Raw genomic sequence first — 11,270 nt, 5'->3', positions numbered from 1 at the left:
CATTGCAGTGGCGGCAGGAGATGCCGCCTGTCCGGCGGAGGGCTTTATTGCCCCCGGCGTTCCGGAAAACGAGGACGGGGATTTCCGTACGGTCGGCGGCTCCGTGGTGGAGACGGACCCGGAGAAATACCAGTCGTCCTGTCTGGAGGCCCAGAAGCTGCTCAACGCCGCGGCAGGCGGCGCGCCTACCGGACTGGAGTATTTATATGTGGACGAGGGAACGGCCGGTGATGTGGCCCAGGAGGTGTGCGGAGAGTGGTCCCGGGCACTGGGAGTGGATGTGACCCCTAAGGCCGTGACAGCAGAGGAACTGGAGACGGCGCTGCGCACCGGAGAATACGATCTGGCGGCAGGGACCTTTCAGCCCCTGGGCAACGACGCGGAGTGTTTCCTGCGCCCCTGGGTCACCGACGGGGAGGAGAATGTGCTGGGCTATGCCAACAGCGCCTATGACACGCTGATGTCCATCATCGCCAGCGCATCCGACAGCGCGGCCCGCATGGGCTGTCTGCACGATGCGGAGGAGCTGCTGCTGGGGGATTATGCCCTGGCACCGCTGTATACCACTGTCACCGCCGACCAGCTGCGGGAGAATCTCACCGGGGTCTGCCGGGATGCGCGGGGCTGGTTCAGCTTTGCCTCTGTGGCAGTCCGGACAGCGTAACTGTCTGCAAAGAAGAGATGAATGGCAGGCGCGCAGGTTTGCGTGCCTGCTTTTCCGCGCCGGAGAGCAGCAATGACCGGCGGAAAGAACCAAGGAAAGGGTGGGTGATCCCATGGTGGTGGGCCGTTTTGCCCCGTCCCCCAGCGGACGGATTCATCTGGGCAATATTTTCTGCTGCCTTCTAGCCTGGCTCAGCGCCCGGCAGAAGGGAGGACGGGTAGTGCTGCGGATCGAAGATCTGGACACGGCCCGCTGTCCCCGGCGGTATGCCCGGCAGATGATCGAGGACCTGCGCTGGCTGGGGCTTTCATGGGACGAGGGGCCCGATGTAGGCGGCCCGGACGGACCGTATTTTCAGAGTGAGCGGACGGCGCTGTATCAGGCGGCGCTGGAGCGGCTGGAGGCCATGGGGCTGGTCTATCCCTGCTTTTGCACCCGGGCGGAGCTGCATGCCGCCAGTGCGCCCCACCGGGAGGACGGCCAGGTGATCTACCCCGGTACCTGCCGGGGGTTATCCCCGGCACAGGCGGCCGCCAGAGCCCGCGAGACGGGCAGAACCCCGGCCCTGCGGATACGGGTGCCGGACCGTGAGACGGGCTTTACAGACGGCCATATGGGCCGCTATGAAGAGAATCTAGCCCGGGACTGCGGGGATTTTTTGCTGCGCCGCTCCGACGGCATGTTTGCTTATCAGCTGGCGGTAGTGGTGGATGACGCCGCCATGGGGGTGACGGAGGTGGTCCGGGGGGCGGACCTGCTGGATTCCACGCCCCGGCAGCTGCTGCTCTATGAGCTGCTGGGCTGGAAGGCACCGTCATTTTATCACCTGCCGCTGCTGCTCTCGTCCGACGGGCGTCGGCTGAGCAAGCGGAACGCGGACGCGGGACTGGAGGTTTTGCGGGGCCGGGTGACGGCGGATGAGGTACTGGGGAAGCTGGCCTGGCTGGCGGGCTTTCACTCCTCGGCAGCGCCCTGCACCGCAGAGCAGCTGGTGGGGGAGTTCAACTGGGAGAAGGTGCCCCGGGAGGATATCCGCCTGCCGGAGGGGCTGTTCTGAGTCCACCGGGCAAAACTGAGATCCGTAATAGCAAGAAGGTCGCAGGCGTTGCCTGCGGCCTTCTTGTTGTCAACAGAAGGAAAACTTCAGATGACGGGAAGGAAGATAGCTGCGAAAGAAACCCAGGAGGGGTTTCTTTCGCTTTTAATCAGAAATTTTGGAAACTTTGTGGAAAAAGATTTTAAAAACTTGCTTTGCATGCCTAAGGCAGGCAAAAGGCCGCAGGCAACGCCTGCGGCCTTTTGTTATTCCGGCATGGGTGCGTCGTGAATGTCCACCTCCGGCATCAGCTCCCGGCTGACGATGGTGAGCATCTCCTCCAGCTTGGCACAGTCCTCCTTGGAGAAGCGGGCGGAGATCCGGTCCATCACCTCCACCATGTAGCTGATGGAGATGTTGTAGTAATCCACGTATTTCTGGGTGACCTCCAGATGGTATTCCCGCTTGTCCGAGCTGGACTGTACCTTGCGCAGGTACCCTTTTTTTACCAGGCTGTTGACCTTGTAGGCCGCGTTGGGCGGCGAGATGCGCATGAAGGTGGCAAACTCGTTCACTGTGGGACTGCCCAGGGCCTGGATGGCCTCCATGCAGAAGGTTTCCACAGTGGTCAGGCTTGCCTCCCGGCTTTGGAAACGCTGGAAGATCTCCTGGTAAAAGTGCAGCTTGACCTTGGTATACACGTTAAAAAATGCGTTTTTCAGCATGGTTGCGTCCCGCTTTCCCGGGTATTTTGGCCGAGTTCTTCCGACAGGGACGGGGGAAAAACGGCAGCCGTTACCCGCCGATAGCAAAGGTCAGCTCCGCTGTGGCGACCACCTTGCCGTCCACGGTGGCCTTGGCCTCGCCCACACCCACAGGGCCCCGGCGCTTGGTGAGGGTGCATTCCATCTCCACCACATCGCCGGGCGTGACCTTGGACTTGAACCGGGCGTTCTTGATGCCGCCGAAGTAGGCGGTCTTGCCGGCGTACTCCGGCAGGGACAAAATGGCCACGGCGCCCACCTGGGCCATGGCTTCGATCAGCAGCACGCCGGGCATGACGTGCTCCTGGGGGAAGTGACCGCAGAAAACCGGCTCCCCCACGCTGACGCACTTGATGCCCTTGGCCCACTGGCCGGGTTCGCCGTCTACGATCCGGTCCACCAGCGCGAAGGGGAAACGGTGGGGCAGGATCTTGGCGATTTCATTGGAATTGAGCTGCAGTCCCATGTCAATCCTCCCATTTCTTCAGCAGGATGCTGCCGTTGTGACCGCCGAAGCCCAGAGAGTTGGACAGGGCGTAGTGCAGATCGGCGCTGCGGCCCTCGTTGGGCACCACGTCCAGATCGCAGGCCTCGTCGGGCACTTCATAGTGGATGGTGGCGGGGGCGTAGCCGTCCCGCAGCGACAAAGCGGTGAAGATGGCCTCCACCGCGCCGGCGGCGCCCAGCATGTGGCCGGTCATGGACTTGGTGGAGCTCATCATCAGCTCCCGGGCATGGTCGCCGAAGGCCAGCTTGACGGCGGCAGTCTCGCCGGCATCATTGAGGGGAGTAGAGGTGCCGTGGGCGTTGATATAGTCCACCTGGTCCGGCGTGGTGCCGGCATCCCGAATGGCCATTTCCATGGCCTTGGCGGCGCCGCTGCCGTCGGGCCGGGGCGCAGTCATGTGGTAGGCATCGCAGGTGGCGCCGTAGCCCACCAGCTCGGCGTAGATCTTGGCGCCCCGCTTCTGGGCGTGGGAGAGTTCCTCCAGCAGCAGCACGCCGGCACCCTCACCCAGGACAAAGCCGCTGCGCTCCTTATCGAAGGGAATGGAGGCACGGTTGGGGTCCGGATTCTGGCTCAGGGCCTTCATGGAGGTGAAGCCGCCGATGGCCAGAGGTGTCACTGCTGCTTCCGTGCCGCCGCAGAGCATCACGTCGGCATAGCCGTCCCGGATATAGTGGAAGGCGTCGCCCACGGCGTTGGTACCGCCGGTGCAGGCGGTCACCGGGCAGGAACACATGCCACGGAAACCGGTGCGGATGGCGATCTGGCCGGCAGCCATGTTGCAGATGCCGGTGGGGATATAGAAGGGAGAAACCCGGTCCCAGCCCCGCTCCTTGCCCCGGTCATGCTCAGCCTCGGTGATGGAGAGGCCGCCGATGCCGCTGGAGACGATGACGCCGCAGCGGTCCGCCTCAGCCTCGTCCAGAGTGAAGTTCGCATCGGCCATGGCCTCCATGGCGCAGACCACGGCGAACTGGGTGAAGCGGCCCATCCGCTTGATCTCCGGCTTGGGCAAGTAGTTTTCAGGGACGAAATCCTTGACCTCGGCGGCCAGCTTCACCTTCATGTCGCTGGGGTCAAACTGGGTGATGGGCGCGATGCCGCAAGCGCCGTCCTTGACGGCCTGCCAGCTCTCCACCGCGGTAAGGCCCACGGGCGTGATCGCTCCCAGGCCGGTAATGACGACTCTGCGTCGTTCCATAGAATACCTCCAATTTTTTCAAACAAAATGGTGTCCTCCCAGAGGGGAGGGGAGATAGTGCCTGCCCCGCTTTCCGAACCGGAATCGGCGGGGAGAGACCGTCTCGTTTACATGGACATGCCGCCGTCCACGGCCAGCACCTGGCCGGTAATGTAAGCAGCCTCGTCGCTGGCCAGGAAGGCCACGGCCCGCGCCACATCCTCCGGTGCACCCAGACGGGACATGGGGATGGCGGCCAGGGTGGCTTCCTTGGCCGCGTCGGTCATGGCGGCGGTCATATCGGTGGCGATGAAACCGGGGGCCACGGCGTTGACCGTCACGCCCCGGGTGGCCAGCTCCTTGGCCAGGGACTTGGTCATGCCGATGACGCCGGCCTTGCTGGCGGCGTAGTTCACCTGACCGGCGTTTCCGTGAAGCCCCACCACGCTGGAGAGGTTCACGATGCGGCCGTAGCGCTGCTTCATCATGGTCCGGGACACGGCCTTCATGCAGAGGAAGGTGCCCCGCAGGTTGGCGCTGATGACGTCGTCAAAGTCGGACTCCTTCATCATCATCAAGAGGCCGTCCCGATTGATGCCGGCGTTGTTGACCAGAATGTCAATCCGGCCGAAGGTCTTGATGGCCTCGTCCATCAGGTTCTTCACCTGCTGGGCGTCGGCCACGTTGCACTTGACGGCCAGGGCCTTGGCCCCGGCGGCCTCGCAGGCGGCCACGGTCTCTTGGGCCGCGGCCTCGTTTCCGGCGTAGCACAGCACCACGTTGGCGCCGCCCTTGGCAAGCTCCAGGCACACACTCCGGCCGATGCCCCGGCTGCCGCCGGTGACGACGGCAGTCTTTCCCGCAAAATTCATTGTTCGTTCTCCTTTACCAGCTCTTTGAGCGTCTCAGCCAGGTCCTCCACGTCTGCGGCGGTCTCCACCGCGGTGACGGGCACCTGGGGCACGGTTTTCTTCACGAAGCCGCTGAGGGCCTTGCCCGGCCCGATCTCCACAATGGCGTCCACGCCCATGGAGGCCATTGTGCGGATGGAGTCCTCCATGAAGACGCTGCTCTGGACTTGCTTGACCAGCAGCTCCGGGATAGTGACGGTGTCGTCCTTCACATCGCCCAGGCAGTTGAAGAGCACGGGGATTTGAGGCTCAGCGAAGGTGACGGTCTTGAAGTAGTCCGCCAGGGCATCCCCGGCGGGGGCCATCAGGGGGGTGTGGAAGGGGCCGCTGACCTTCAGGGGAAGGCACCGGCGGGCGCCCTTCTCCTTGGCGATGGCGGCGGCCTTCTCCACGGCGGCCTTGTCACCGCCGATGACCAGCTGGCCCGGGCAGTTGTAGTTGCAGATCACCACGCACCCCAGGTCGGAAGCCGCGTCGCAGGCCTCCTGCAGGGGGGCACGGTCCAGATTCAGCACGGCCACCATGGCGCTCTCACGGTCGGCGGCCGCCTGCTCCATCGCCTTGCCCCGGAAGGCCACCAGCTTGACGGCGGTGGCGGCGTCAAAGACGCCGGCGGCATGGAGGGCGGAGTATTCGCCCAGGGACAGTCCCGCCGCCACGGCGGGGACGATGCCCTTTTCCCGCAGCAGCGCGGTCACGCCGGCGGCAAAGGCCACCATGCAGGGCTGAGTGTAGCGGGTCTGGGTCAAAACGCCGTCAGGGTCCGTGAAGGACACCTGCTTCAAATCAAAGTCCACCTGGGCGGCAGCCTGATCCAGCACTTCCCGGAACGCGGGATAGGCCTCGTACAGGTCCGCGCCCATGCCGGGGTGCTGGCTGCCCTGCCCGGCGTATAAAAATCCAAGCTTCATTGTGCGTTTCTCCATTCGTCAAAATCGGGACGGAAGGTCCCGGCGGGGCGGGAGCGGCTTACTGCCACTCCTTGGAGGTGGCCTCCAGCACGGCCTTGCCGCCGCTGTAGAGCTCCTCGAAGATCTGCCGCACGGGCTTGATCTCGTGGAGCATGCCGGCCACCTGGCCGCTCATGACGCTGCCGTGCTCCATGTCGCCCTCCAGCACGGCCCGGCGCAGTCCGCCCAGGGTGACCTTCTCCAGCTCGTCCAGGGACGCGCCCTGCTTTTCCAGAGCCAGATACTCCCGGGTCATCTTGTTCTTCAGGCACCGCACGGGGCCGCCAACGGAGCGGCCGGTGACCACGGTGTCGGAGTCCTTGGCCTTCAGCACGGCCTGCTTGTAGTTTTCATGGATGGGGCACTCCACGCTTGCCAGCAGGCAGGTGCCCACCTGGATGCCGCAGGCGCCCAGGGAGAAGGCGGCTGCCACCTGACGGCCGTCGGCGATGCCGCCGGCTGCCACCACAGGTACATCGCCCACGGCGTCGATCACCTGAGGCACCAGGGCCATGGTGGTCATCTCGCCCACATGGCCGCCGGACTCCGTGCCCTCGGCGATGACGGCGTCCACGCCCAAGCGGATCAGCCGCTTGGCCAGCACAGAGGCCGCCACCACGGGCAGCACCTTGATGCCTGCTTCCTTCCAGGCAGGAATGTACTTGCCGGGGTTGCCGGCACCGGTGGTGACCACCTTCACGCCCTCTTCCAGGATGATGCGGGCGATGTCGTCGGCATAGGGGCTCATCAGCATCAGGTTCACGCCGAAGGGCTTGTCCGTCAGCTCCTTGGCCCGGCGGATCTCCTGACGGAGACGGTCGCCGTCCCAGCCGCCGGTGGCGATCATACCCAGCGCGCCGGCGTTGGAGCAGGCGGCGGCGAATTCGCCGGTGGCGATGTTGGCCATGCCGCCCTGAATGATGGGGAACTCCGTCCCCAGGATCTCATTGAGCTTTTTCATAGTCGCGCCTTTCTTCTCAAAGTCAAGCAAATTCGATCATTGCGCCGCCCCAGGTCAGGCCGCCGCCGAAGCCCACGATCAGCACGCGGGAGCCGGGACCGACCTTGCCCATCTCATGCAGCTCGCTGATGACCAGCGGGATGCTGGCGGCAGAGGTGTTGCCGTATTCGCAGATGTTCTTGTAGTACTTCTCCTGGGGGATGTGGTACTTCTTGACAGCCAGATCGATGATCCGGGCGTTGGCCTGGTGGAAGACGAAGAAGTCCACGTCGTCCACAGTCTTGCCGGTTTTGGCCAGGACCTGGTCGATGCAGTAGGGGACGGCCTCCACGGCGAACTTGAAGACCTTGGTGCCTTCCATGTAGATCAGGCTGGGCACGCCCTTTTCCACGCCCGGGACCCGCAGCATCTGATCGGTGCCATGGCAGCCCAGGATAGCGGAGATGGAGGGCCATTCCGGCCGGCACTCCACCACGACAGCACCAGCGCCGTCGCCGAAGAGGATGCAGGTGCCCCGATCCTTCCAGTTGGTAATGCGGCTGAGGTTCTCAGCACCGATTACCAGGCCGTACTTGCGCTCGGAAGCGTTCAGGAGGCACTCCATGGTATGCAGGGCATAGAGGAAGCCGGTGCAGGCGGCGTTGAGGTCGAAGCACACGGTGTCGTGGGGCAGGTTCAGCTCCCGCTGCAGGCAGCAGGCGGCAGAGGGCACCAGGGTGTCGGGAGTCAGCGTGGCCACGATGCATGCGCCGATCTGGTCGGCGGAGATGCCGGCGTTCTCCAGAGCCCGGCGGGCGGCCAGAACCGTCATGTCGGTGATGGTCTCACCCTCTGCCAGGTGGTGGCGGTGGGTGATGCCGGTGCGGGTGGTGATCCACTCGTCGTTGGTGTCCACGATCTTGGCCATGTCCTCATTGGTGACCAGTTTGGAGGGGACGCCTCTGCCGGTCCCCAGAATCTTGATTCCGTTCATTGCTCCTCCTTGTCGGGAGCGGCCGCTCCCATCTGTCTGAATTTCTGATAGCGGCCGGCGGCAAGACTGGCGCCGCTCTCCTTGGAAAGCTCCGCCAGATGGCGGTGGAGGCAGCGGTCTACTTGGCGCAGCGCCACAACGGGGGCCGTGTGGGCACCGCCCTCGGGTTCGGGGATAATATCGTCGATCACGCCCAGGCGCAGAAGATCCGGCGCTGTCAGCTGCATCATCTCGCAGGCCTCGGCGCTGCGGGAGGAATCCTTCCACAAAATGGACGCAAAGCCCTCCGGGGAGAGGATGGCGTAGACGGCGTTTTCCAGCATCAGCACCCGGTTGGCAACGCCCAGCGCCAGCGCGCCGCCGCTGTTGCCCTCGCCGGTGACGATGGCAATGACCGGTACGGTCAGCCGACTCATCTCAAAGAGGTTCCGGGCGATGGCCTCGCCCTGGCCCCGCTCTTCCGCCTCCAGGCCGGGATAGGCGCCGGAAGTGTCAATGAAGGTGATGATGGGGCGGCGGAACTTCTCTGCCTGGCGCATCAGCCGCAGGGCCTTGCGGTACCCCTCGGGGCTGGGCATGCCGAAGTTGCACTTGAGGTTTTCCTCCGCCGTGCGGCCCTTGCGGGTGCCGATGACGGTGACGGGACGGCCGTGATACAGGGCAATGCCGCCCACAATGGCGCCGTCCTCACCGCAGAGACGGTCGCCCTTGCACTCAAAGAAATCGGTGAACAGGGCACCGATGTAATCCATAATATTGGGCCGCTGGGGATTGCGGGCGATGGCCACCCGCTCCGCGGCAGTCAGTTGCGCGCTCATTGGCGGCCTCCTTTCTCGTGGAGCCGCAGCAGCTGGGAGAGAGTCTCCCGCATGCGGACCCGGGGCACCACGGCGTCCACAAAGCCGTGGGCCATCTGAAATTCCGCCCGCTGGAATCCCTCGGGCAGCGTCTGGCCGATGGTCTGCTGGATGACCCGGGGACCGGCAAAGCCGATCAGGGCGCCGGGCTCGGCCAGGATGATGTCGCCCAGGGAGGCGAAGCTGGCGGTGACGCCGCCGGTGGTGGGATCGGTGAGCACGGAGATATACAAAAGCCCTTTTTCGGAGAATCGGGCCAAGGCGGCGCTGGTTTTGGCCATCTGCATCAGCGAGAGGATGCCCTCCTGCATCCGGGCGCCGCCGCTGGCGGCAAAGAGGATGAGGGGAAGCTTGTTCTTGGTGGCAAACTCGATGGCCAGGGTGATCTTCTCACCCACAGCGGCACTCATGGAACCCATGAGGAAACGGCTGTCCAGCACGCCCACCACGCATTTGACGCCGCCGATGGTACCGGTGGCGGTGACGGCGGCCTCCGTCAGGCAGGTCTTGCGCTGAGCGCTCTCCAGCTTCTTGCGGTAGTCCGGGAAGTGGAGGGGGTCGCCGGCGGGGTACTTCTCATTGAGCTCCCGGAAGGTACCGGGGTCCAGAATGGTGCTCAGCCGGTAGTAGGCACCGATGGGGAAGTGGTAGCCGCATTTGGGACAAACCGACAGTCCCTGGGCCACGATCTTGCGGTCACTGACCTGCTGGCAGTGCGGGCAGGTGACGGTCTTTTCGCCGGGAATGGCCTGGTTGTCCCGGATGGCTTTCATGGCCAGCAGCCGGGCACGGCGTTTGGCAAAAATGCTGTTCATTCCTCGGCCTCACTTTCATTGAGCTGGCGGTTGAACTCCAGCAGTTCCGACAGGTGCGCGTCCAAAAAGGCGGTGGTGCACTTGCCCAGGATGAAATCGGGATGGTACAGGATCTGATAGGAGAGCTCCGCGTTGGTGGGGAACCCCTCCAGCGCGAACTCCTCCAGGCAGCGGCGCATCTTCCGGATGGTCTCCATCCGGGTGGGGGCGTGGGAGAGGATCTTCGCCGCCATGGAGTCATAATAGGGGGAGAGCTGGCAGCCGTTGTACAGGCAGGAGTCTACCCGCACGCCGGTGCCGCCGGGGAAGTGGAGGAACTCCACATGGCCGGGGCAGGGCTGGAAATTCCGGGCCGGGTCCTCGGCGTTGATGCGGCACTCGATGGCATGGCCGCTGAGATGGATATCCTCCTGCTTGAGATCCAGGGGCAATCCGGAGGCGATGCGCAGCTGCTGACGCACCAGATCCACGCCGGTGACCAGCTCGGTGACGCCGTGCTCCACCTGAATCCGGGTGTTCATCTCCATGAAGTAGAAGTGCTCCAGGTCACCGTCCAGCAAGAACTCCACGGTGCCGGCACCTTCGTAGTTCACGGCCCGGGCCGCCCGGACGGCGGCCTCGCCCATCTTCTTCCGCAGCTCCGGCGTCAGACACCAGGCGGGGGCTTCCTCGATGAGCTTCTGGTTGCGGCGCTGTACGGAGCAGTCCCGGTCTCCCAGGTGGATCACGTTGCCGTAGCGGTCCGCCAGCACCTGGAACTCAATGTGCCGGGGACCCAGCACCAGCTTTTCCAGGTACATCTCGTCATCACCGAAGCAGGCCTTGGCCTCTGCCTTGGCCTCGGCGTAGGCGGAGGGCAGGTCCTCGGCCCGGTCACAGCGGCGGATTCCCCGTCCGCCGCCGCCGGCGCTGGCCTTGAGCAGTACCGGATAGCCCACGGTTTCCGCCGCGGCCAGGGCGTCCTCCACAGAGGAGACGGGGCCGTCGGAGCCGGGGGTCACCGGCACGCCGGCGGCGCGCATGATGTCCCGGGCGGCGGATTTGGAGCCGGCCTTGCGGATGGTATCGCCGGAGGGACCGATGAAAGTCAGCCCCGCGGCGGCGCAGGCGTCGGCAAAGTCGGCGTTTTCAGACAAAAAGCCGTATCCGGGGTGGACGCCGTCGCAGCCGGTGGCCACGGCCACGGTCAAAAGGGCGGTCTGGTTGAGATAGCTGTCTGCGGCGCGGGCAGGACCGATGCACACAGCCTGTCCCGCCAGCTGGACGTGGAGCGCCTCCGCGTCCGCCTGGGAGTAGACGGCCACAGTGTCGATGCCCAGCTCCCGGCAGGCCCGCAGGATCCGCAGGGCGATCTCGCCCCGGTTGGCGATCAATACACGCTTCAGCATGGCTTACACCGCCCGGTAGCGGAACAAAGGCTCCTCAAAGGCCACCAGCTCGCCGCTGGCCTTCAAAACCTCCTCGATGACGCAGTCACAGGGGGCGGGAACCTCGCTCATCATTTTCATGGCCTCGATCAGGCACACGGTCTGGCCCTTTTTCACCGTGTCGCCCACCGCCACGAAGGGAGGCTGATCGGGGGCGGGAGTGGCGTAATAGGTGCCCACCAGCGGCGCGGCGATGACGGGGCCGTCTGCGGGACGGGCCGCAG

Annotated in this window: 12 protein-coding genes and 1 pseudogene; 2 read left to right on the top strand and 11 right to left on the bottom strand. The window is 64.6% G+C overall.

The window, feature by feature from the left end:
* Positions 1 to 664: pseudogene (locus tag QZL67_RS07825) on the top strand (hypothetical protein); the annotation flags it as partial.
* Positions 665 to 776: 112 nt separating this feature from the next.
* Positions 777 to 1,721, top strand: a complete 945-nt coding sequence (gluQRS, locus tag QZL67_RS07820) for a tRNA glutamyl-Q(34) synthetase GluQRS (protein ID WP_022290169.1) — start codon at positions 777 to 779, stop codon at positions 1,719 to 1,721.
* Positions 1,722 to 1,966: 245 nt separating this feature from the next.
* Here the strand turns inward: gluQRS and QZL67_RS07815 are convergent, their stop codons facing one another.
* The 11 genes from QZL67_RS07815 to QZL67_RS07765 all read right to left on the bottom strand — a co-directional run.
* On the bottom strand, positions 1,967 to 2,425 hold the full coding sequence (locus QZL67_RS07815; protein WP_022290168.1) for a MarR family winged helix-turn-helix transcriptional regulator: 459 nt from the start codon (positions 2,423 to 2,425) through the stop codon (positions 1,967 to 1,969).
* A 70-nt stretch (positions 2,426 to 2,495) separates the two neighbouring features.
* Positions 2,496 to 2,930 carry a 3-hydroxyacyl-ACP dehydratase FabZ gene (fabZ, locus tag QZL67_RS07810; RefSeq protein ID WP_022290167.1) on the bottom strand — a complete coding sequence of 145 codons (435 nt, stop codon included), beginning with the start codon at positions 2,928 to 2,930 and terminating at the stop codon, positions 2,496 to 2,498.
* A gap of 1 nt (position 2,931) precedes the next feature.
* A complete protein-coding gene (gene fabF / locus QZL67_RS07805; protein ID WP_022290166.1) occupies positions 2,932 to 4,173 on the bottom strand; it encodes a beta-ketoacyl-ACP synthase II in 1,242 nt (413 codons plus the stop codon).
* Positions 4,174 to 4,280: 107 nt separating this feature from the next.
* Positions 4,281 to 5,024, bottom strand: a complete 744-nt coding sequence (gene fabG / locus QZL67_RS07800; protein ID WP_022290165.1) for a 3-oxoacyl-[acyl-carrier-protein] reductase — start codon at positions 5,022 to 5,024, stop codon at positions 4,281 to 4,283.
* Positions 5,021 to 5,974, bottom strand: coding sequence for an ACP S-malonyltransferase (gene fabD, locus QZL67_RS07795; protein WP_022290164.1), 954 nt, complete (start codon positions 5,972 to 5,974; stop codon positions 5,021 to 5,023). Before fabD ends, fabG begins: the two co-directional genes overlap by 4 nt.
* Positions 5,975 to 6,032: 58 nt before the next feature.
* Positions 6,033 to 6,974, bottom strand: a complete 942-nt coding sequence (locus QZL67_RS07790) for a nitronate monooxygenase (RefSeq protein ID WP_022290163.1) — start codon at positions 6,972 to 6,974, stop codon at positions 6,033 to 6,035.
* Between the two features lie 22 nt (positions 6,975 to 6,996).
* Positions 6,997 to 7,947, bottom strand: a complete 951-nt coding sequence (locus QZL67_RS07785) for a beta-ketoacyl-ACP synthase III (protein WP_022290162.1) — start codon at positions 7,945 to 7,947, stop codon at positions 6,997 to 6,999.
* Positions 7,944 to 8,765: an acetyl-CoA carboxylase carboxyltransferase subunit alpha gene (locus tag QZL67_RS07780; RefSeq protein ID WP_022290161.1), complete on the bottom strand. Its 822-nt coding sequence runs from the start codon at positions 8,763 to 8,765 to the stop codon at positions 7,944 to 7,946. The genes QZL67_RS07785 and QZL67_RS07780 overlap by 4 nt, the downstream gene beginning before the upstream one ends.
* A complete protein-coding gene (accD, locus tag QZL67_RS07775) occupies positions 8,762 to 9,619 on the bottom strand; it encodes an acetyl-CoA carboxylase, carboxyltransferase subunit beta (RefSeq protein WP_022290160.1) in 858 nt (285 codons plus the stop codon). Before accD ends, QZL67_RS07780 begins: the two co-directional genes overlap by 4 nt.
* The gene (gene accC / locus QZL67_RS07770; protein ID WP_022290159.1) at positions 9,616 to 11,007 is read right to left on the bottom strand and encodes an acetyl-CoA carboxylase biotin carboxylase subunit; all 1,392 of its coding nucleotides are present in this window, start codon (positions 11,005 to 11,007) and stop codon (positions 9,616 to 9,618) included. The genes accD and accC overlap by 4 nt, the downstream gene beginning before the upstream one ends.
* Positions 11,008 to 11,010: 3 nt before the next feature.
* On the bottom strand, positions 11,011 to 11,270 hold a 260-nt coding region (locus tag QZL67_RS07765), incomplete at its 5' end, for an acetyl-CoA carboxylase biotin carboxyl carrier protein subunit (RefSeq protein ID WP_292920113.1).

This window comes from Oscillibacter sp. CAG:155 (genome assembly GCA_000436875.1).
Lineage (GTDB): Bacteria > Bacillota > Clostridia > Oscillospirales > Oscillospiraceae > Oscillibacter.
The sequence above is the reverse complement of the archived record's forward strand: the minus strand, read 5'-3'. Positions and strand labels throughout refer to the sequence as shown.

Bases quoted from the DNA above. Each gene is read 5' to 3' on its own strand.
- QZL67_RS07790 (WP_022290163.1), bottom strand. From the start codon at position 6,974: ATGAAAAAGCTCAATGAGATCCTGGGGACGGAGTTCCCCATCATTCAG.
- QZL67_RS07780 (WP_022290161.1), bottom strand. From the start codon at position 8,765: ATGAGCGCGCAACTGACTGCCGCGGAGCGGGTGGCCATCGCCCGCAAT.
- fabD (WP_022290164.1), bottom strand. From the start codon at position 5,974: ATGAAGCTTGGATTTTTATACGCCGGGCAGGGCAGCCAGCACCCCGGC.
- QZL67_RS07785 (WP_022290162.1), bottom strand. From the start codon at position 7,947: ATGAACGGAATCAAGATTCTGGGGACCGGCAGAGGCGTCCCCTCCAAA.
- accC (WP_022290159.1), bottom strand. From the start codon at position 11,007: ATGCTGAAGCGTGTATTGATCGCCAACCGGGGCGAGATCGCCCTGCGG.
- fabZ (WP_022290167.1), bottom strand. From the start codon at position 2,930: ATGGGACTGCAGCTCAATTCCAATGAAATCGCCAAGATCCTGCCCCAC.
- gluQRS (WP_022290169.1), top strand. From the start codon at position 777: ATGGTGGTGGGCCGTTTTGCCCCGTCCCCCAGCGGACGGATTCATCTG.
- accD (WP_022290160.1), bottom strand. From the start codon at position 9,619: ATGAACAGCATTTTTGCCAAACGCCGTGCCCGGCTGCTGGCCATGAAA.
- fabG (WP_022290165.1), bottom strand. From the start codon at position 5,024: ATGAATTTTGCGGGAAAGACTGCCGTCGTCACCGGCGGCAGCCGGGGC.
- QZL67_RS07815 (WP_022290168.1), bottom strand. From the start codon at position 2,425: ATGCTGAAAAACGCATTTTTTAACGTGTATACCAAGGTCAAGCTGCAC.
- fabF (WP_022290166.1), bottom strand. From the start codon at position 4,173: ATGGAACGACGCAGAGTCGTCATTACCGGCCTGGGAGCGATCACGCCC.